This window comes from Lewinellaceae bacterium, assembly GCA_020636105.1.
Lineage (GTDB): Bacteria > Bacteroidota > Bacteroidia > Chitinophagales > Saprospiraceae > BCD1.
In genome coordinates this window covers 3623853-3644195 of record JACJYL010000001.1, presented here as the reverse complement: position 1 = coordinate 3644195, position 20343 = coordinate 3623853, and the positions used below count along the sequence as shown (strand labels likewise).

Annotated in this window: 19 protein-coding genes; 11 read left to right on the top strand and 8 right to left on the bottom strand. The window is 43.0% G+C overall.

Translation table 11 applies throughout. The features are described 5' to 3' along the window. Nucleotides 1–10: 10 nt before the first annotated feature. Nucleotides 11–2356, bottom strand: a complete 2346-nt coding sequence (locus tag H6571_13645) for a TonB-dependent receptor (protein MCB9324777.1) — start codon at nucleotides 2354–2356, stop codon at nucleotides 11–13. 284 nt (nucleotides 2357–2640) lie between these two features. Here H6571_13645 and H6571_13640 point away from each other — a divergent pair, with 284 nt between their 5' ends. From H6571_13640 to H6571_13620, 5 genes are all read left to right on the top strand, one after another. Continuing rightward, complete coding sequence (locus H6571_13640; GenBank protein ID MCB9324776.1) at nucleotides 2641–3522, top strand: DMT family transporter; 882 nt, start codon at nucleotides 2641–2643, stop codon at nucleotides 3520–3522. 168 nt (nucleotides 3523–3690) lie between these two features. Next, nucleotides 3691–4239 carry a sigma-70 family RNA polymerase sigma factor gene (locus H6571_13635; protein MCB9324775.1) on the top strand — a complete coding sequence of 183 codons (549 nt, stop codon included), beginning with the start codon at nucleotides 3691–3693 and terminating at the stop codon, nucleotides 4237–4239. Nucleotides 4240–4348: 109 nt separating this feature from the next. Continuing rightward, nucleotides 4349–4891, top strand: a complete 543-nt coding sequence (locus H6571_13630) for a hypothetical protein (protein ID MCB9324774.1) — start codon at nucleotides 4349–4351, stop codon at nucleotides 4889–4891. Next, entirely contained in the window at nucleotides 4866–5993 is a 1128-nt protein-coding gene (locus H6571_13625) for a hypothetical protein (protein ID MCB9324773.1), read from the top strand. Before H6571_13630 ends, H6571_13625 begins: the two co-directional genes overlap by 26 nt. 59 nt (nucleotides 5994–6052) lie before the next feature. Next, nucleotides 6053–6859, top strand: coding sequence for an NUDIX hydrolase (locus tag H6571_13620; GenBank protein ID MCB9324772.1), 807 nt, complete (start codon nucleotides 6053–6055; stop codon nucleotides 6857–6859). A 2-nt stretch (nucleotides 6860–6861) separates the two neighbouring features. Here the strand turns inward: H6571_13620 and H6571_13615 are convergent, their stop codons facing one another. From H6571_13615 to H6571_13605, 3 genes are read right to left on the bottom strand one after another with little or no spacing between them, the layout of a single operon-like run. Further along, the gene (locus H6571_13615; protein MCB9324771.1) at nucleotides 6862–7200 is read right to left on the bottom strand and encodes a nucleotide pyrophosphohydrolase; all 339 of its coding nucleotides are present in this window, start codon (nucleotides 7198–7200) and stop codon (nucleotides 6862–6864) included. Between the two features lie 8 nt (nucleotides 7201–7208). Continuing rightward, nucleotides 7209–7661, bottom strand: coding sequence for a D-tyrosyl-tRNA(Tyr) deacylase (locus H6571_13610; protein MCB9324770.1), 453 nt, complete (start codon nucleotides 7659–7661; stop codon nucleotides 7209–7211). A gap of 26 nt (nucleotides 7662–7687) precedes the next feature. Next, on the bottom strand, nucleotides 7688–9202 hold the full coding sequence (locus H6571_13605) for a hypothetical protein (GenBank protein ID MCB9324769.1): 1515 nt from the start codon (nucleotides 9200–9202) through the stop codon (nucleotides 7688–7690). 164 nt (nucleotides 9203–9366) lie between these two features. On the opposite strand from H6571_13605, the gene trmB reads away from it, so the two are divergent. From trmB to H6571_13575, 6 genes are all read left to right on the top strand, one after another. After that, a complete protein-coding gene (trmB, locus tag H6571_13600; protein ID MCB9324768.1) occupies nucleotides 9367–10056 on the top strand; it encodes a tRNA (guanosine(46)-N7)-methyltransferase TrmB in 690 nt (229 codons plus the stop codon). A gap of 200 nt (nucleotides 10057–10256) precedes the next feature. Beyond that, nucleotides 10257–12344 carry a DUF2012 domain-containing protein gene (locus tag H6571_13595; GenBank protein ID MCB9324767.1) on the top strand — a complete coding sequence of 696 codons (2088 nt, stop codon included), beginning with the start codon at nucleotides 10257–10259 and terminating at the stop codon, nucleotides 12342–12344. 130 nt (nucleotides 12345–12474) lie between these two features. Continuing rightward, a complete protein-coding gene (locus H6571_13590) occupies nucleotides 12475–13038 on the top strand; it encodes a sigma-70 family RNA polymerase sigma factor (GenBank protein ID MCB9324766.1) in 564 nt (187 codons plus the stop codon). 3 nt (nucleotides 13039–13041) lie between these two features. Beyond that, nucleotides 13042–14388, top strand: a complete 1347-nt coding sequence (locus H6571_13585; GenBank protein MCB9324765.1) for a hypothetical protein — start codon at nucleotides 13042–13044, stop codon at nucleotides 14386–14388. A 7-nt stretch (nucleotides 14389–14395) separates the two neighbouring features. Continuing rightward, nucleotides 14396–15607, top strand: a complete 1212-nt coding sequence (locus H6571_13580) for a hypothetical protein (GenBank protein ID MCB9324764.1) — start codon at nucleotides 14396–14398, stop codon at nucleotides 15605–15607. Between the two features lie 326 nt (nucleotides 15608–15933). Continuing rightward, a complete protein-coding gene (locus tag H6571_13575; protein MCB9324763.1) occupies nucleotides 15934–16341 on the top strand; it encodes a hypothetical protein in 408 nt (135 codons plus the stop codon). Nucleotides 16342–16380: 39 nt separating this feature from the next. Here H6571_13575 and H6571_13570 read toward each other — a convergent pair whose 3' ends face one another. The 4 genes from H6571_13570 to H6571_13555 all read right to left on the bottom strand — a co-directional run bounded on the left by H6571_13570 (nucleotide 16381) and on the right by H6571_13555 (nucleotide 20270). After that, nucleotides 16381–17313 (bottom strand): diacylglycerol kinase family lipid kinase, encoded by a 933-nt coding sequence (locus tag H6571_13570; GenBank protein ID MCB9324762.1) that lies wholly within the window; start codon nucleotides 17311–17313, stop codon nucleotides 16381–16383. Between the two features lie 33 nt (nucleotides 17314–17346). After that, the gene (locus tag H6571_13565) at nucleotides 17347–18501 is read right to left on the bottom strand and encodes a T9SS type A sorting domain-containing protein (protein ID MCB9324761.1); all 1155 of its coding nucleotides are present in this window, start codon (nucleotides 18499–18501) and stop codon (nucleotides 17347–17349) included. 229 nt (nucleotides 18502–18730) lie between these two features. Next, nucleotides 18731–19204, bottom strand: a complete 474-nt coding sequence (locus H6571_13560) for a nuclear transport factor 2 family protein (GenBank protein MCB9324760.1) — start codon at nucleotides 19202–19204, stop codon at nucleotides 18731–18733. Nucleotides 19205–19307: 103 nt separating this feature from the next. Beyond that, nucleotides 19308–20270 (bottom strand): c-type cytochrome, encoded by a 963-nt coding sequence (locus tag H6571_13555; GenBank protein MCB9324759.1) that lies wholly within the window; start codon nucleotides 20268–20270, stop codon nucleotides 19308–19310. Between the last annotated feature and the right edge of the window lie 73 nt (nucleotides 20271–20343).

Below are 20343 nucleotides of genomic sequence, written 5' to 3'. Positions count from 1 at the left end.
AGATTATTCATTAAAACTTGAAGTTCCAAGAAATGGAAGGCAGTACCGGAAACAATGATACCTGCTTAGCGGAAATTTTCTCCGGAATCTGGATGACATTTCCATTCCCGGTATCCACTTCCCTGAATTCCGGTTCGAGATAAATGAAAAAAGCATTTCTCCTGTCCAGGGCATTAACCACATTGATACTCAGATCGCTCTCTCCCCATTTTGGAAAAAATTTGATCACCAGCCCAAGATCCAGGCGGCTGTAGTAAGGCAATCGATAGTTATTACGATCTTTATAGTCAGGAACAACGGCCTGAAAGGGTAATCCATAAACATCCTGGAAAGAAAACCTCCCCGGAGCCATCCAGCGGAGATCTCCGGAACCGTAGACGTAAGTAGCTGAAAGGGTAAGTCGCTTACTCAAATCATAGATGGCAACGACTGAAAGATCATGCCGACGATCATAAATGGGAGAAAAATATCCATCCTGCTGAAAACTGGCATTGGGTTTAAGCGTCTCGAATTCTCCTTTTTCTATGCGGGCCAGCGTATAACCAATCCAACCGGTAAGGCGGCCCTCTTTTTTTTCAAGGCTTACCTCTAAGCCATAACCGCGTCCTTTTCCGAATGCAAATTCCTGTTCGAGATTGTCATTGGCAAAGAGATCCGCCCCATCGATGAAATCCACCTGGTTGCCCAACCATTTGTAATAACCTTCCACTGAAAAGAAAATGCCTTTGTTTAATAAATACGAAAGTCCTACAGCAACCTGGTCAGAACTCTGAGGTTTGACATTTGCGGTCGAAGGATACCAAACGTCGGTAGGCAGGGACGTTCCGGCACTGGCCACCAGGTGAACGTATTGTTTCATACGTGCATAACTGGCTTTCAAAGCCATCCTGTCGCTCAGGCTTTGACGGAAAGCGATCCGTGGTTCAATGCCTCCGTAAAAAGTACTGTCATTGTTGAAGCCACTGACGCGTAATCCCATATTTACTTTTGTAGTGGGCCCCAGCTCCCAGTCGTCGGAAATATAAAGCCCTCCTTCCAGCGCATCATAGTCTTTTCCTGATTCGAAGGAAATCGCCCCATCATCGCTGCCCGCTTTCAGGCGTCCTACTCCAAAAAGATGGAAGGTGACTCCTCCGCCAAAGCGCAAGGTGTGTTTGTTATTGACGGCATAATAAAAGTCGGATTTGAAATTGGCATCTTTGATGTTAGATCCGATATCAAAAGAAAACCCGGTTATTTTATTGGTAATATTGTATTGGTAATCAGAAAAAGTAAAGGTGGTATTGGCGAATAATTTCGGATTGAAAACATGGTTCCACCGGGCAGTCCCTGTCGCGTTGCCCCAGTTAAAATTAAAGTCGAAGAACTCGCTGTTAAATCCGAAAACATCGCGACCGAAATAACCGCTTAAGTAAATTTTGTCCTTTTCACTGACCTGAAAATTGATTTTGGTATTCAGATCATAAAAATAGTAATCCGGAATCTGGTTGTAATTTTCATTGTCCACATTGGCTTTATTGATCTGGCTGGTGATCAGGTCAATGTAGGTGCGGCGGCCGGAAACCATGAATGAGGATTTTCCTTCTTTGATAGGACCTTCAAGGGTTAGCCTTGAGGAGATGAGTCCTATACCACCGGTACCCGAGAATTTTTTGTTGTTTCCTTCATTGAGTTTGACATCAATTACGGAAGATAATCTGCCGCCATATTGAGATGGAAACCCTCCTTTGTAGATCTTAAGATCTTTTACGGCATCGGTGTTAAAGGTGCTGAAAAAGCCAAACAGGTGGTTGGCATTGTAGACAATGGCTTCATCCAGAACAATCAGGTTTTGATCAGAGCTGCCCCCTCTTACAAACAGTCCTGTAGTGCCTTCTGACCCGGAAGGAATACCCGGTTTGAGTTGTATGGTTTTCAGGATATCACTCTCGCCCATCAGCACGGGAAGTAATTTGGCCTCCTTGGTGGTGATCGTTTCTACACTCATTTCAGTGGAGGAGAGTTGCTCTTTGTAAGAATTAGCTTTTACCACGATTTCCTCAAGGTTGACGCCCGAACCGAGTTCAATATTGAGGATTTGATCTTTATTAGAGGCAATTCGCACCAATATGGGTTGAAAACCGATGTAACTGAATTGTATTGAAATTGAATCGCCCCGGGGAACGGAGATAGAATAAAAGCCATATTCATTGGTAGTCGTTCCAAGCCCTACTTCGGGAATATAAATAGAAGCCCCGATCAGTGTTTCTCCAGTGGCCTGCTCGGAGAGGGAGCCACTTACGGTAATGTTCTGTGCCGGAAGCAAGGAAATCACCGTGGTGAATAAAATCAATGAGTTTAAAATCTTTTTAAGCATGGTTTTAAAGCATTATTATTTTAAGGTGTAATGGGTGGTTTCAATTGGTAAACGAAAATTCGGTGCGAAAGTAAACAGGAATTAAACGAGCGGTTTAAAAAAATCTACCAATGGACATTATATTTAAACAAAAGCTTTCCTGATTTCACACAGAGTTTTAAAGGGAACTATATTTAGCCTGTTTTGTTTAGTGATCTTAATATTTGATAGTATAAATTTTTCTATCGAAAGAATTAGCTTTGTGGAGACTACCCGGTTTGGGGATTAAAAAACTATATAAAGTCTTGTCACCACAAAAAATAGCATACAGGGATCTACATATTGCCGTATTCCTTTTTGGGTTTACCGCTATACTGGGCGACCTGATCCAATTATCCGCCCTGACATTGGTTTGGTGGCGGGTGTTAATCACTTCTATTAGCCTTCTTTTTCTGGTCAAATGGGCTCCGCTGCTCAAAATGCGGAGAGATATGCTTCTGAAATATGCGGGTATTGGGGTAATTGTAGGGCTGCATTGGCTGGCTTTTTACGGTTCCATAAAACTGGCCAATGCGTCCATCGCGTTGGTTTGTATGGCTACGACTTCTTTTTTTACTGCTTTGCTCGAACCTTTAATCCTGGGCAGGAAGGTGCGCTTTTACGAAATTGTGCTCGGTGTTTTTATCGTTCCCGGCATGATCCTGGTGGCCAATAATGTTGAGTTTTCCATGATGGCCGGTATCTGGGTCGGCCTGGCATCAGCCCTTTTTGCCTCACTTTTTTCTATATTGAATAAAAAACTCATCACCCATGCCAGTGAAATGAATATCACCCTCATCGAGATGAGTAGTGCCTGGGTTTTCCTGGGGATAGTACTTTTGGTAATGACTTTTAACGGAGCTGCTCCCGTTCAATTTATTCCTTCTCCCTCAGATTGGATTTACTTGCTGGTTTTGGCGCTTTTGTGCACTACTTTCGCTTATGTACTTGCCTTGAGGGCTTTACATCATTTATCTGCTTTTGCCTCCAATCTCACTATAAACCTTGAACCTGTTTACGGCATCATACTGGCCTGGCTGATCCTAAAGGATGGTGAAGAGGTTACACCGGGCTTTTATCTGGGAGGATTAATCATTATTGCCAGTGTATTTAGTTATCCTTTTTTGAGAAAACGATTCGGAGGGTAGCTGTTTTTTTACTTATCTTTAAAAAAAATGTAGCAATAATAAATGTAAATGATTGTTTATCAGTTATTTGTGATTTTGTGTTTTTATTTTTAATTTTTATAATTATTCCTGCTGCAACCCTTTTTACTTATATCTGTCTATAGTGTTAGAAATCACCTGACTCTTTTTATTCTTAAAAGATTGGACTACAATAACACACACCGGGAGCTTATTGAAGAGTGCAAACGTGGCCAGCGAAAGGCCCAGTTTGAATTGTATCGGCTTTATTCCAAGGCCATGTTCAATATTTGCTTGCGGATGTTACGAAACGAGACGGATGCCGAAGACGTGCTCCAGTCTTCTTTTGTCGATGCCTTTATGAAGTTGGATACTTTCCGATATCAATCTTCTATAGGTGCCTGGATCAAAAGAATTGTAGTTAACAACTGTATCAATTTCCTAAAACGCCGCCGGTTGTCTATTGTTGAGATGAATACCAATGTATTGAGCATTGAAACCCCGGAGGAGGAAAATTCCGATTTTCCTGTATTAAGCATTGAAAAAGTCAAAAAAGCAATGATGCAATTACCGGACGGTTACAGGATCGTTTTTTCGCTTTACCTGTTGGAAGGATATGATCATAAAGAGATCTCCGAGATTCTCGAGATTTCTGAAGCTACTTCCAAATCCCAGTTTTCGAGAGCGAAAAAGAAGTTGCGGGACCTATTGAATGATTGAGGACGTGGATATAATAAAACGACAAAAATGGAAGGCTAAATAAAAAACAAGCTTTTACCCAAATAAAAAACATAAACATTTAAACTAAAAAGATAAAAATCAATTTATAATGCCACAGGATCGTCTTGAAGATTTTATCATACAACATCGGGAAAATTTCGATGACGCCATTCCTTCCCTGAAGGTTTGGGCCGATATTGACAGTCAGCTCACAAAACAAAAGTCATCTGGCCGAAGAAAAATCTGGATGTACTTACGGGTCGCCGCTTCAGTAATGTTCCTGCTGATGACCGGTGGAGTGGTCGGAAATTATTTATCCACGGATCATAAAGAAGTTGCCGCCTTAAATCCTGAATTACAGGAAATGGAAGATTTTTATTCCCAACAGTTCCAGAAAAAATATGCAAAGCTGACGAGCATGCCTCATGATGCTGCCATCGAAAATGATCTCGGTCAGGTAGATGTTTTCCTCGAAGAGTTGAAGCAGGAATTAGCCAAAGCCCCTAAAGGTTCTGAAGAAAGAATTATTGACAATCTTATTAAAAATTATCAATTAAAAATTCAAATCCTTGATTTGGTGCTTGAGAGGATGCAAAATGATCAAACAGAAGAAAAAACAGAAACAGATGAGCGCAAGAGTATTAGCATTTAAGTTTTTCCTAATCGGAGTACTTTTAGCAATGATGCCATTAGAGGTGTGGGCGGATGGAAATTTTCGTGAATATACAAAGGAAATAAAAAGAGAATTTAATATCACGCCACACGGCAATATCCATGTCAGTAATAAATACGGGCAGGTTGATATCCGAACATGGGAAAAAAACAGGGTCAAAATAACGGTGGAAATAATCGTCAATGCAAGTAATGAATCAGATGCACAAAAGGTTTTCAACAGGGTAAACGTGGAATTTAAAACGGGCGGTACGGACGTAAGTGCCACCACCATTATTGAAGAAACGAAAAACAAATGGTGGGACTGGTCTTCAGGACAGTTGGATTATGCCATCAATTACCAGGTTTTTATGCCTGCGTCGGCTAATCTTTCTCTGGAAAACAAATACGGAGAGGTATATGTGAGCAGTGTTTCAGGCAATGTGGACCTATCGTTGAAGTACGTCAATTTTATCATTGATGCCCTTTCAGGAAATTCCAATTCATCCCTCGGAAACAGCAATGGTTCCATCGGAAGTGTCAATAATATGAACCTGCAGATCAAAAATGGTTCTATCAACATCGGTTCTGTCAATAATATGGAAATCGGCAGCAAATCGGCCACGATCAACATCGGGAAAGCCAAACTCATTGTTTCCAATACAAGTTATGACAATTATTCCATAGGGACCATCTCGGAGTTCCATAATGATGGTAAATTCGATAATGTTGAAATTGGCTTCGCAGATGATGTTTTTATGGAATCCAGTTATTCCAACGTGGTTTTTAATGAAATTAATAAATATCTCATCCTGGATCTTGATAACTGCAATGCCAATATCAATAAACTTTCAACCAACTTTAAAGAGGCAAAGATCATTGGCAAGAATTCTGATTTTAAAATAACCCTCGAATCGGATATCCGTTACCAGTTGGATGCATTTGCCGATTATGCGAAAGTCAATTATCCCAAACAAATGTCTGTTACTTTTAAAGAGGAAAACCCAACCACCTACACCGTAAAAGGAATGCAGGGAAAAAACACTGACGCTCCCTTCATCAAGGTGCGGTTGAAATATGGGAGTCTAAAAATGAACTATTAAAGTAGTTTTTACACTAAGTTGTTCTTTTTGACTTTAAAATGCTGCTATTTAGGGAATGAATGCCCTCAATAGCAGCATTTTTTTTATACCTTTACCCTACATTCAAACCAACTAATAATTCGGTGAGCACAGGGAATATTAATGTTGATCTAAAAATTATCGATTCTTATTTCAAAGCAGCCATATCCGTGGATTGCGTGATTTTTGGCTTTGATGAAAATGAATTGAAAGTCTTGTTGATGAGGTGTAACATGGAACCTTATGTTGGCCTTTGGTCATTAATTGGGGATATGGTACACATTGATGAAGGCCTCAATGAGGCGGCAGACAGAATTTTGCAATACAGGACGGGCCTTGAAAATGTGTACCTGGATCAGGTCAAAACCTTCGGTACAATAAATCGCCATCCGTTGGGCAGGGTTATTTCAATCGCTTATTACTCTTTGGTTAAAATCAGTGATTATAAAATTAGTACCACCTCAAGGTACCTGGAAAAAGAATGGCAAAATATTTATAATGAAGCCCACTGGCACAGTATTGACGATATCACTGACCTGGCATTTGATCATAATGAAATCCTGGAAGAATCTTTAAAAAGTCTCCGCAAACACGTTCGGGAAGAGCCTGTAGGATTTAACCTGCTGCCTGAAAAATTTACCCTTTCACAACTGCAGAATTTGTACGAACGAATACTTGGGGTTGAACTGGATAAGCGCAATTTCCGGAAGAAAATCCTGAATATGAAATTGCTCAAGGATATCAATCAAACCCAGCAGAACGTGGCTCACCGCCCGGCGAAATTGTATTGCTTTGACGAGGAACGCTACCAGCAATTAAAGGATAAAGGGTTGATCTTCGATCTTTAAAATTACTGTAACTTTTTATTGTTCGCATGCCGATCTGCATCACGACTGGTTTTTTTTTCCAGGCTCTTGCGCAGGGCATCTGTGAGGTCAATACCTGTTTGATTGGCGAGGCATATCAACACAAAAAGTACATCTGCCATCTCTTCTCCCAGGTGATCTTTGGCGTTAACCTCCATTTCTGCTGTTTTGAACGATTGCTCTCCATAAAGGCGGGACATCAATCGGGCCACCTCTCCCACTTCTTCTGTCAGAATGGCCATATTGGTCAATTCGTTGTAATACCGGACCCCTATTGTTTTTATCCAGTGATCAACGGTATCCTGTGCTTCTTTTATCGTCATGTGTTTGATTATTCTTTGATCTTTGAATCGATGATGATCGTTACAGGGCCGTCGTTTAACAGGCGAACTTTCATGTCGGCGCCAAATACTCCTGTTTGGATGGTTTTTCCAGTGGAGGCAGAAAGCTGTTGTACGAAATTTTCGTACATCGGGATGGCAAAATCAGGTTTGGCTGCCCGGATGTAGGACGGCCGGTTGCCCTTTTTCGTGCTGGCATGCAAAGTGAACTGGCTGACGACGATAATGTCCCCCTCAATGTCCAATATCGAAAGATTCATTACCCCGTTTGGATCATCAAAGACCCGGAGGTTGCTGATCTTTTTGCACAGCCATTCGATATCTTCTTGTGTATCTGTATCCTCAATTCCCAGTAAGACCAACAACCCTTTTTCGATGTTGGCATTTATTTCCCCTTCGATAGTCACCGAGGCTTCGCTGACTCTTTGTATCACTACCCGCATGTTGATAAACTTTATGAAATAAGTATCTAATATTCAAAACGAACCAGCTTAAGCCGGCTTCGGCGTTCACTGGGAACGAGGAAGCGCTTGCTGTCTAGTTGCAGGCCCTCCCGGAAGCGAAGGCGCAATTCCAGATTTTCCGTATTCATAACACTGTTCCGGTCAGCATGGCCCAACCCGTCTATAATGTATTCACTGATGGTATTTTCCTGTTTGATCTCGTCATTAAACAGCAATTTAATATTTTCTGCCGTTTTAAAAGAAAAGTAGGAAGAATAGGCACCCTGATCATTTTGGGAATACTGTTTTTTGTACAAAATGGTTTTCCAATGGAGCTTTCCTGAGGGGTGGATCGACAGGACCATTATGTTGTCATAATACATATCCCGGCTGGGTTGTCGAAAATCCCCATCAGGAATCCTGCTGGCCCTGGGATAATTTGAGGAGGTACGTGTAAACTCTTTGACTTTTTCCACGAACATAAGGATTCCTCCGTCTCTTCTGATTACACTCTCTCTGAGTTCCGCCTCGGTTATACCCACATTCTTTTTGGGTTTTTTGTCCATAAAGCGGGCCATGAATTCATTGTCAAAGGGCTCGTAATGGACCAGATAGTTTTCAGGGGTCTCAGGATCGAGATTAAGGTAAAAATAACCAATGGCTTTTTCCCTGTTTTTATCGGAATACAAACCTCCTCCCAACAGTCGTCTGTTCAGGTCATCCACAGAAAACCATACATCATAAGTCAGGATATCTTTCAAAGGAATTTTTATTTCTGATACTTCCTCCTGAGAGCCGTCATAATGATAAACTAAGTAATAATGATCCTTTCTCCTGGAAAAAAAATTGTCCTTACTGCGTACCATGAACATTTTTCCGTCATTGCTCAATAGTATTTGTGCAAAATGCTGTTCCCTGTAATAATTTTCAGGAGAAAAACTTTTTTCCCACATCAGTTTCATGCTGTCCACATCAAAACACAACATCTGGAATGCTTCCTGTCTTTCCAGGTAGTAGATCAGTACCTTGCTCTTGTCCTGTGACTGGATGATTTCAAATTCAGGTGTGAAAGCATAAGCTGAAAGCTCTTTGATGGTCACGGAATCCCGCAGGTTGGCGGCAGGGTCGTATTTATGTGCTTTGAGAATGGTCTTTCCTTTGTTTTTAAAATAGTAAAACAAGGTGAAATCAAATTTTGAAGCCGTTATTCCCATTGTTTTGGGATTTCTTTTGTCCAGTTCCAATACTTTTTCCCATGACAGGTGGAGTTGCCTGTTGAATCCTTGCACCTCTACATGTGTGGTACGATCCCGGAAGAGCAGTGTCTGTCCCGCCAACTCCCCGATTATTTCATAGGAAACATCATTAAAAACGGGAATTTCCTCCGAAATAGTAATTTGCTGGCTCGTCAGCAAAAGGGGGAAGCAGAGGAGCATAATAAATATACTCCAAAGGGATATTTCCCAATGACTGGATATGGTTTTCTGAGGTCTTCTCTTTACAACCTGCCGGGTCCAGTCAAAATTCAATAACTTATTCATAGCTCCTGCTTTAGAAATTTAACGTAATTATTGCTCGGGCGGTTGAGTGTTTTTAAATAAAGTACCTAAATTAATGATTTTGGCCTTAATTGCTGCCTGCTATTAGAAATACTGATGTAAATGTCTTTATTTTTGCGCCACAATAAAGAAAGATCAACAAAATAATGAGCAAGCGGAACAAACTTCAAAAATTTGCGGAACTGCTGGGGTACCCCAATGTTTATGAAAATTTTGAAGCAAAAAATCCCCAGTTGACAGGGTTCAATGCCGAGCCTGTTGACAGGAGGGGGAAATGGGCACAAGAACACTTTGGTAACCATAATCCCATTGTGTTGGAACTCGCTTGCGGCCGGGGGGAATATACGCTCGGTATGGCCCGCATGATGCCGGATAAAAATTTTATCGGAGTCGATGTCAAAGGCGCGCGCATCTGGAAAGGAGCAGGAATTGCCCTGGAGGAAAATCTGAACAATGCAGCCTTCCTGCGCACACGTATTGAACAAATCGCTCACTTCTTTGGTCCCGAAGAAGTGGAAGAGATCTGGATCACTTTCCCGGATCCTTTTTTGCGCAAGAGCAAATCCAACCGACGCCTCACCTCCCCCGTTTTTCTCGAACAGTACAAAAAAATACTCAAAAAAGATGGGGTGATCCATTTGAAAACAGATTCCCCACAACTCTATGAATTCACCCTGGAGGTGCTGGAATCTTACGAAGGAGCAGAAATACTCTATCAGGACGCCGATATCTATTCTAAACCACTACCGATACCTGAATTGGGGTTAAAAACTTATTATGAAGGCTTACATATCTCCGGAGATGATTCGATTAAATACATCCGGTTTAAGGTGTGATTTTTTTCACCAGAAGGCTTTTCTAAAAAATAGAATTTTATTCTTTCAATTTTAACATTGATTATCAATAGGTTATTGATAAGAATTGACCGAAAATAACATCAGGGTAAAAAAAATATCAAATTTCCCAACCTTCCCCTCTATTTCTACGTGAGTTAAGATATAAGAAAAAACAAACCAATAATCAGAAAAATTTTATCATGAAGAAATTGCTATTATCATTTGCATTATTGCTCTTTGCAGTAATGGCTTTCAGCCAGATTACCGTTAACGTCAACGGATTTGTTTTAGATACCAACGGCGATGGCGTGGAAAATGTTACCGTGTATATCACTATTGATTCGACCGATACCAACTTTGTCTATTTCAATGACGTATTGACCGATGCGGACGGCTATTTTTCCGACAGTGTCGAGGTGCCGCAAGATATGACGCAAGGTGCCATGTTTATCGGCATTTTTGACTGCGACAACAGTTACCAGGGGCAAATGGCTTATTGGTCTCCGGCAGGATCGGTTACCGTGACATTTTTATACTGTAATGTGGATTGCTCCGTAGAGATTGAAGAGACCAACACCGGGAACCTGGTTGCTTCAGGAAGCGGTGTCGCTCCATTCTCTTATGCCTGGAACACCGGAGCCTCAACATCTTCCATTTCGGTCCAGCAGGCCGGTAATTATTGCGTGACTTTAACCGATGCCAGTGGTTGCTCCAGCTCAACTTGTTATTACTTTGAAGGCAATGGGAATAATGATACCCTTTGTTATGCTTACATCCTGATGGACAGTATCAACACACCCGGTCTGATGCTCACCGCTGTGGGCAATGGAGAATCTCCTTATACCTATGCATGGAGTACCGGTGCGCAAACAGAAAGCATTACGATTAATGCCTTCGCCGCTTATTGTGTGACGGTTACGGATGCTTCCGGCTGTGAATCTACGGCCTGTATTGACCTGACCAACAACTCCTGTTCGGTTTATGTTTACGCAGGCAATGCCAGCGTTTTGGCAGAGCCTTACGGCACGGCACCTTATGCCTATTTATGGAATACGGGGGAAACCACCCAAAGCATTGTTCCGATGTCCAGTGGCAATTTTTGTGTAACGGTAACCGATGCCAATGGTTGCGTTTCTACCGATTGTGCCTATTACCAGCTTGGCGGAGGCAATGATACCTTATGTTATGTAACCATGGATTTGGTTCAGGGAGGCACGTGGCTCCTGGCTACTCCCTACGGAACGGCGCCATTCTCTTTTGTTTGGAGTACTAATGAAACAACGCAGAGCATTGCGATGAATGAAAATATTGTTTATTGTGTAACGGTTGCCGATGCTACCGGTTGCACCTCTACGGCTTGCTTCGACAATACACTGCCGGGGATTTCCGGGTATGTTTTCCTTCAGGATAGTCTGATCGTTGAGAACCTGAGCGGAACGGCCAACCTGTATGTACTGGAAGGAGACGGGGCGAACCTGGTGGGGTCCACAACGTTCGCGGCGACCAACGCAGGAGCTTATTTTGATTTTGAAAACCTGACTCCCGGCAATTACGTTGTACAAGCCGTACTGGATGCCAATACTCCAGCTGCTGCGGATTACCTGCCGACTTATCATTTCAGTGCTGAATTCTGGGATGAGGCAGATGTCATTACCCTGCCAGGTCAAAATTATCTTCATAGCATTATGATGATCCCTGTGGATGACGATGCCGATGGCCCGGGAGTGATTGGAGGAAACGTTTTCGACGAAGACGGATTCTGGGGAGGACATGATGATTTCGATGAAAGAAACAACAGCCCGCTGGAAGGTGTGGAGATCCTTTTGCATAACAGCAGCGACCAACCCATTGGTTATGCTTTTACAGGGGGGGACGGCAGCTTCAATTTTGGAAATCTTCCTTACGGGACTTATACCGTTTATGTTGAAATTCCCGGAGTGGAACGTGGTGAATATACCGTTACCTTAAGCCCGGATAATGAAACAGTGAACAATATCGTCTTTACCGTAACCGGAACCAGTGTCACTACCGCTACCCGCGAATTATTATTGGTGGATGAAATGGTCGCTCTTTATCCAAATCCTGTTAAAAATATGCTGAATGTGGAAATGAATCTGTCTTCAGGCAAGATTATTGGCTACCAGATTGTAAATTTAACGGGACAGGTAGTGATGAATCAACCATTTGAGGGGATGAGCATGAATTTATCCCAACTTACTGCAGGCGTATATATTCTGAAAGTACAAACCACTGATGGCATCGTTGCCCGTCAGTTTGTGAAAGAGTAACAAATAATTAAACAAAAAATGAAATAAAGAGAGTGGCCCCGGGGAATATTTCCAAAGGGCTACTCTCCTTATTTCTGATCATTGACTTGACCCCAAAATGTTGCAATAAAGGTTATAGTTAATCCATTTAATGAACCCGGAACCTCGATTATTAAAAGCATGCATCCAAGGGGATCGAAGGGCACAATTTGAATTGTACAAATTGTGTTATCCCACGCTTATGGGGGTTTGCCGGAGGTACCGAAAAAACGAGGATGAAGTGGCGGCTATGCTGAATACCGGTTTTTTAAGGATGTTGAATAATCTTAAAAAGTATTCCCCCTCAGTGCCATTTATCGCCTGGACAAAGCGCATTATGATCAATATCCTGATCGATGATTTTCGTAAAAATAAAAAGGAAAGGGAGCAAGTCATTTATGCCGAAGCAGATCGTTTGATGACCGACGGAAATACGGTGGATTACAACGAAGCTGAAAAGTATTTTGATGCCAATCATATTGAGTGCATAATCAACGAATTACCTGAAATTTCCTGCCAGGTGTTTAATCTTTTCGCGATCGATGGGTATTCACACAAGGAAATAGCGGATCAGCTGGGGATGTCGGAAGGCACCTCAAAATGGTACCTTTCGGGGGCCCGGAAAATGATACAGGAGCAATTGAGCAAAGAAATGAAAAAATCAAAAGCAGTATAAAAGATGAATAAGCTCGATGATTTTATAAAAGGGAAAATGGAGCAGCGTCAGTTTGAATTTGACGAGGCTCACTGGCATCAGGCAGCAGCAATGCTCGAAACTCAGGGCAGGAAACGCAGGAAGATTTTCTGGTTTTGTCTGCTCTCAGGACAGATACTGCTACTCGGCCTGGTCTTTGCTTTTTGGCAAACAGGCCTGGATTCGACGGGTTTTTCAATTGAAAACAATCAGGCTGTAGCAGAACAAACAGACCGTCGTGAAACATTGAAATCATCAGGTCCACAGCGGCTGCCCGCTACCAAGAGTAATGAAATAAATGACTTAGGTAAAAAAACACCTTCCACAGTTCAGGTTCTACCTGCGAAGAGAGATCAAAAGCAAAACCCGACGTTATCCAAAGAGCCGAATAACAAGACAGATCAGCAGGAGTTGACCCCAAATCTGGATAAAAAGAAGAATCCTTTAGCCTCGAATGGAGCAACATTACCGGCAAAGGTTTCCAATACGCCGATAGCGCCCGCGTTAAATAAGGAAACTTTGTTTACCAATGACCATGAAGCAAAAGAGGATCAACCCCCGGTGAAAGATCAAATAATGGTTGATGAAATGGTTTTTAAAAAGGAAGATTTTGGTTCAACTTTGATCCTGAAATTGCCGATATTGGATTTTTTGGTTCAGACCAAAAACCGGGCTGTCGAGGGAGATATTGCCATTCCGGATCCTTTACCGCTTTTTAAAAATCAGCTCAATATTTTTGCCGCTACTACTTTATATCCTTATGTCAGTGCCGGAGGGAAAAATGTAATCGGTTATACTGCCGGGGTGAATTATGCAGGCTTTTTAAAAAAGGCATGGGGCTTTGAGGCGGGGATTTATTACCGTTTGCGACAAGGTACTTTTTCAAAATCAGCCACGACGGAACAAATTACCTACGCTTTCAGCAGGAGTATCGAGCAATTTTTCGCCTTGCCGGAACAAATTCATACGCTTGAAATTCCGGTGGCCGTTACCTTTTCAAGAAACCGTCACACCGTTTCTGCCGGGGTGAATTTTAGTTATTTGCTCGGCCTGAAAGGAACCTTAAACCGGCAGGGCAGCGGAGAATCATTCCCCGCCGGACAGGGAGTTCAAATACTCGAACGCGGATGGATCGACACTGCCGGTTTTAACCCTAAACATTGGGATGCGTTTGGTGCCTGGTACTTTGCTGTGGACACGAAAATAAGTCTTGGAGCCAGATTACATTATACTTTCGGAAGCGTATTAGAGCATCCGGAGAGTGGCATTTACCTGGAGTCGAACCCCTTTTTCTTTGATGTAGGACTTCGTTATAATTTATTCAGCAGATGAAATGAGCATGAAATTATTTAAAATAAAAATTCACCCGTTTTCACCCGGCCATGAGATCATGGACTTCGGAAAAATTTTGGGAGCAAATAAGGGGGGGGGCATCCTTTTGGGTGTTTTCCTGCTGCTTACGCTTTCCCGTTGCAGCCCTTTGGATTTGCCGCCTGATGTCACAGAGGATCCGGTATTTACACTTTCCATGGGGACGGATGCCGGAGAAACCATCGCTTTCGGTGGCGGAGTGGACGGTTATCGCATGTTTACCTCCTATCAGCAGGGCGCGGATGGGGTCTTCACATTTATAGGTGAACTGAAAAAGGAAGGTGTGGTACCGGACACTTTTCCTTCGATCAGATTTGAGATTCGTGATTTCCTGGCCAATCCATTGTCGGTGGAGGTGGAGCAGGCTTTGATGTCTGTTGCCGGCTTTTACGACCAGACCCTTACAGGAGAATCGGATACAATCTACCGGGCTGCTTTTACCGCTTCCACCGGACAGTCCTGTTCCGGGTTACCTTCCAGTGCTTTTACCTGGAATTTTGACGACGGTACTTTTGGAGAAGGATATTCCGTCATTCATGAATACCCTAATAATGATGAACGAACGATAAACATGGAAATCAACGGACCTGATGGCGAATATGTAAGCGTGAGCAGAAACCTCAATTTCGGGGCTAATGTTCTGCCCTGTGGCCTTCAGGTTAACGCTTTCCAAACCAACACCCTGAATCTTACCGCCAGCCCCATCGGGGGGGTACCTCCTTACACTTATGATTGGAGTATAGGCGCAAACTCCCAAACCATTAGCCTTGTTATTGACTCCTTCTTGCTTGAACAGCAGTTTTGTGTTACCCTTACCGATGCCACGGGATGTGGATCCAGCTGGTGTGGCAATATACTGGGAGGTTACCAGATTTGTAATGCCCAATTTTCATATTCAACGTCTATGGTAACCGATTCCACCGAGGCTCCGGCCCAATTTTCAACCGTCACCGTCATTTACCGCGACGGGCAGGGGGGCATTTTTCGATCGGATCGACAGGCACAGGGGATGAATGCTTTCTTTGAGGTTCAGGAAGTAGCAGATTTTCAGCTGAATGAATTTGGGGAACCGACCAAGAAGGTAAAACTGGGCTTTAGCTGCGATTTGTTTGCTACAAACGGCAGTATGATAAAAATCAATTCCGGTCAGGGAACAATAGGCGTTGCTTATCCGGAATAACTGTTAAATAAAAAAAACCATTTACAGTTAATAAGAAAAGGGGCGTTCTCTTTTCATCGCTGATCCAAGAACAACCCCCTTTCCGTCGTCGAAAAACTACCGCGCAGTAGTGGATATTTTTACTTGTTTTTCGAAGCTTTAAATTGAGCGCAACGAAATCCGGCACCGAAAGGTCGGGAGGTTTTTCGGGGTTAGAGCGTAAACTATGCTTCGGAAAACATTAATATGATGCAGCCCCCTGATTTTTTGGTGGGAAAGCCGTAGAAAATTCAGGGAAAGGATACCCGATCTTCCGGGGCATTTGATTTAAACAAACAACCAGCCCCATGATAAATGATAAAATGCAGCAGACAACAGTTCCTTTGTTCTTTTTTATTTCCTTGTTTTTGTTCACCTCCTGTGATCCTTCGACTCATTATATCAGGGCCATTCGGAACGACACCAATGAGGAGATCATTATTTATTTTGACCAGAAAGGTACCGTTATTAAACCTGATTCCGTTATTGTGGCGCCCCACGCGACTTCCGAATATTTTAATACGTACCGCCTGGGAAAGAATAAACTTTATGAATGCGGCCCGGGATTAAATGAAGCCGGTTATAAAATGGAAATTTCCAATGGAAAAACACTGATCAGGGACTTTACCGATCCCAACAATTGGGAATCCGAGACGGATCGCAGGCATACTTATTGGAAGTGTACGTTTGTGATAAAGGAAGAAGATCTGCCGTAAGGGAAAAATGCTTTAGGGGAGTGGGCCAGCCATTTGGATTTAGGGTACAATGATTCTGAATGCTTTTTCCTGTAAAGTGATCCTGACAGGGGTATGTCCCAGGAATTCCCCGTCGGCTTCCAGCAGAAGAGGCCCTTCGCCCATTTCCGCTATAAAAATTTCTTTGGTCTGGAAGCCCTGGATTTTTCGGTGCCTGGTGATGCTGTCGTTATAAAAACGCCAGGAATTCAGTAAGACGCCCAGTTTGGTTACCCTGTGGGCAATGGTCAGCGCAATAAGCCCGTCGTTTGAAATGGCATGAGGAACAAGGCTCATGCCCCCTCCCGAATACTTGCAAATGCCTGCATTGATGGTGTAATGATAGCCGGTATCCTCCTGCCCGTTGAAAGTGATCCGTGCTTTGATCAGGTTGTATCTAAAAATACACCTCACGATCATAAAGAGATAAAAAAGGCTGTTTTTGACTTTCTTTTTATTTCGTTCAATAAAATGAACGACGAAGCCATCGTAGGCGAGTCCGGCCACATTTACGAAATATCGAAGATGCTTTTGCCCTTCTTTGTGGTAATCCAGAATCCCTACATCCTGAAGGAAAGTATTGCCCCGGAGCAGCATATCCAGCCATTGGTTTATGTTTTTCGGAATTCCGTAGGTTTTGATCCAGTCATTACCTGTTCCTACAGGCAGCAGCGCGTAGGTAATTTCGGTAGAAGGAACGATTTTTTGCTGGAGAATCCCGTTGGCCATTTCGTGATTGGTGCCGTCTCCTCCCACGGCTATAAAATAGCGAAAGCCTGATTTTACGGCCGATTCGACCAACTCAATGGCGTGGTCGGGATATTCGGTGTGGACAATAGTAGCATTGGGAATCCGGTCGAGGAGGACAGGTTTGATGTTGGGCCACAAACGACTTGCGACCCCATTACCTGCAGCAGGGTTGACGATGATGTACCAGTTGGTTTCGTTTTGCATCAAATATTATAAACACCCCAAATTTATAATCAATTACGGTCTCACAATCACCAGCCTTTTGGTAGTAATAATACGTCCCTCAGCGTTTGATAAACTGTACAAATAGGTTCCTTTTCTGAGGAAAGAGACATCGACTTTATCCATTAAATTTCGGTCAATAGAATATCTTTTATTCCAGAGTTGTTCCCCGATGATATTGTAAATGGTCAGGTTGTAAGTGTCTTTTGGCAGGTTCGAAAACTCAAATCGCACATTGACAATAGCAGGATTGGGAAAGGCATAAACCATGGGTTTTAGTTCGGCTACCTGCTGAACATCACTCACTACATCCAGCGATTTATATTCGACATTATTGGCATTGGTTCCGGAATTGTCCATTTGAACGATTGCAATGGCTTCCTTGGTGTCATTGGTATAAAAATGATATTCCAGGGTTGTGTCCTGGCCCAATGCTCCTGTAATGGCATCATTGCCAATGGCTCCGAGCGCAATATCCGTAATGTCCTGCCATCCAAAAAAACCAACCAGTGCATCCAGTCGGGTAGCTCTGATTTCGGTTCGCTTTTCACGAAGCACGTCAAATATCCCCCCGGGAATGGTAAGGGTTCCCCATCCGTCAACGAAATTGGTTTGATCTATGGCGACCCTGATGCGCAGTGAGTCTGGAGAAATTGGTAAACCGTCAAAGATATTGATCGGCAGATCATCCGGTGAAAAAGTATAGAGGATAGCAGATTCGTGTTGGTTCAGATCGGCAAGGTCTAAAGGAGCCGTACGCTCTACATAAGGAGGGTTAAAAATGGCAGAAAGATTAAAATTCAGCCCAACAGGATCATTTCCTGCAAAACCGATCATTTCAAACCGGCCGCTCTGTATCCGATAATATCCTTCCCCAAGACCATCGCTCGTTTCCATGACAAAATCGGCTGAAGGGAAAAGATCGGCAGCGGTGCCTTCGTCCAATGCCCGCACCACCCTTTGACGGGTGAAAGGTGCCTGGAGAGAAGCAAAGTTCCAGGTATGTTCTCCAAAACCAGGCTGTACATCAATATTTGAAGGCATATTATCAACAGCCGTGAAAAGCGTATCCCCGATTTGAGGGAAATAACTGTCGTCAATGGTGATTTGTCCGAATCCCAAAACACTAAAAAACAACCCTGAAATCAAAAAGTAAAATTTCTTTTGCATAATCAATATTAATGAAGTTGATTTCAAAAATAGGGATTATTTCTGAAAGAAGTTATACGTATCTGTTCTAATGCCAATTCTTTAACCTAATATTAAGTAATCGGCATCATTTTTATCAGGATCGGCAGCCGAAAATTTAATTTTGAAGAGAAGAGGCAGTCTTGCTGCTTAAAGGCCATTTCAGCGGGCGCCATTCATTAATAGCCGCCCGCTGAAACGCCTTCGTGGATTAATTTCCTTCCGGCATTTGCATGATCGGCGTCATGGAATCAAATTCGATCATCCACTTTCCTTTAATTTTGTGTGCGATTCCCATGCAGCTTGAAGGGCCGCCGAATTGTTGTCCCTGAACCATAATGTTTGCCGTTGAATTCCAGGTTAACAGTGCGATATTCGGATCGAGCAGTCTCCAGGAGGTTAATTCATAGGTGAAAGTAGGTTTACTGTCCACCATTTTCATGAATTCAGACCAGCCGGCTTTAAGGGCTGCTTTGCCTTGTGCCAGGGAGCCGTCGGGTGAAATTTCTGAAGCTTCCTCTGTATAAAATGCCCACATGGCCTCATCATCCCCGCTTTCGTAAGCATCATAAACTTCTTTTAAAAGGTTTTTAAAAGTAGCTTCATTGTCGGTTCCTACATTGTTTCTCTGGCCAAAGGAGGTGATGGTGATCAAGGTGAACAAGCTTAAAAATAATGATTTCATTGTTTAAAAAATTTAATGATTAATAATAGTGGTTAATTGATACAGCTTTGACGTACAGTGTTTTAGGGTTCTGGTTTCAAAGCCGCTATTGATTTATTTTAATTTACTTTGAAGGTTTTGTTGGGTCATTTTCAAGTACAGGTACTGTCTGTAAATAAGCCCAGATGGCGCTCACTTCTTCATCGCTTAGCAGCCCGAGGCGTGGCATCTGGTTTTTTAGGATGGTTCCGTCCGGCTTTTGTCCTGTCTTTACGGCCCTGATGAATTGCTCCTCGGTCCAATTACCCAGTCCAAATTTTTTGCTCGGGGTGAGATTTGCTGAATTGACCAGGTTAAAGTCCTCGTCCGGTACAGGGTTGCCCCCTCCGAAAAACCCTGAAGACTTTTCAGGTTCCAGCAGGTTCATGGTTTCAAAACTGGCTGAGTGACAGGTGGCGCATTCATAAATATCGGTGGCCAAATATCGGCCAAAAGCTACCTTGTCAGAAACAGGTGGTGCAGAAACTGGTTTTCCGTCGTAGGCAAGCGGCGAGTACACGTTCAATAATACCAGGGTCTTCACCAATGCAGAAGATAGATAATCAGGCGTGGGGTGTTGGGCTTCTGAAGGTTTCATAATGTCGGCATCTGACCGGAGGTAAGCAATTACAGATGCCATATCCTTATCCGACATTTGGGGGTGGCACATCATGTAACCAACAAACCGGCCGTTGCGGTTGATTCCGGTACGGATGAGGTAGGCCAGTTCCCCATCGGAATAGGTTCCAATGCCTTTGTCAGGATGTTGGGTAATGTTTGCCGTCCACATTTCCCCGAATGGATCCTCTTTTTGGGAAAACTGCCGGCCGCTGAGTTTTCCGTCGTTGCCAAGGTGACAATGAGCGCAAACGTTTACGACTATTTTTTCGCCAAACGCCAGGCTGGCCGAATCCGTCGGGATTTGCACTACAGGCGCTTTGACGGGGAATGTTTTCATAGGAGTCAGTTTAGCATAAGCCAATAAACCTGCGATGGCGAGTACTATGATGCCTAGAATGATACCGAGGGTTTTTAAAATTTTTTTCATGATCGCATTCTTTTTTGTTGTGATAAATAAAGTATGCAATAGGTGATCTGTAAGATTTTTTTCGATTGCATGA

Bases quoted from the DNA above. Each gene is read 5' to 3' on its own strand.
- H6571_13580 (MCB9324764.1), top strand. From the start codon at position 14,396: ATGAAATTATTTAAAATAAAAATTCACCCGTTTTCACCCGGCCATGAG.
- H6571_13605 (MCB9324769.1), bottom strand. From the start codon at position 9,202: ATGAATAAGTTATTGAATTTTGACTGGACCCGGCAGGTTGTAAAGAGA.
- H6571_13565 (MCB9324761.1), bottom strand. From the start codon at position 18,501: ATGCAAAAGAAATTTTACTTTTTGATTTCAGGGTTGTTTTTTAGTGTT.
- H6571_13610 (MCB9324770.1), bottom strand. From the start codon at position 7,661: ATGCGGGTAGTGATACAAAGAGTCAGCGAAGCCTCGGTGACTATCGAA.
- H6571_13570 (MCB9324762.1), bottom strand. From the start codon at position 17,313: ATGCAAAACGAAACCAACTGGTACATCATCGTCAACCCTGCTGCAGGT.
- H6571_13590 (MCB9324766.1), top strand. From the start codon at position 12,475: ATGAACCCGGAACCTCGATTATTAAAAGCATGCATCCAAGGGGATCGA.
- H6571_13645 (MCB9324777.1), bottom strand. From the start codon at position 2,356: ATGCTTAAAAAGATTTTAAACTCATTGATTTTATTCACCACGGTGATT.
- H6571_13620 (MCB9324772.1), top strand. From the start codon at position 6,053: ATGCCCTCAATAGCAGCATTTTTTTTATACCTTTACCCTACATTCAAA.
- H6571_13625 (MCB9324773.1), top strand. From the start codon at position 4,866: ATGAGCGCAAGAGTATTAGCATTTAAGTTTTTCCTAATCGGAGTACTT.
- H6571_13575 (MCB9324763.1), top strand. From the start codon at position 15,934: ATGATAAATGATAAAATGCAGCAGACAACAGTTCCTTTGTTCTTTTTT.
- H6571_13615 (MCB9324771.1), bottom strand. From the start codon at position 7,200: ATGACGATAAAAGAAGCACAGGATACCGTTGATCACTGGATAAAAACA.
- H6571_13630 (MCB9324774.1), top strand. From the start codon at position 4,349: ATGCCACAGGATCGTCTTGAAGATTTTATCATACAACATCGGGAAAAT.
- H6571_13595 (MCB9324767.1), top strand. From the start codon at position 10,257: ATGAAGAAATTGCTATTATCATTTGCATTATTGCTCTTTGCAGTAATG.
- trmB (MCB9324768.1), top strand. From the start codon at position 9,367: ATGAGCAAGCGGAACAAACTTCAAAAATTTGCGGAACTGCTGGGGTAC.
- H6571_13555 (MCB9324759.1), bottom strand. From the start codon at position 20,270: ATGAAAAAAATTTTAAAAACCCTCGGTATCATTCTAGGCATCATAGTA.
- H6571_13585 (MCB9324765.1), top strand. From the start codon at position 13,042: ATGAATAAGCTCGATGATTTTATAAAAGGGAAAATGGAGCAGCGTCAG.
- H6571_13560 (MCB9324760.1), bottom strand. From the start codon at position 19,204: ATGAAATCATTATTTTTAAGCTTGTTCACCTTGATCACCATCACCTCC.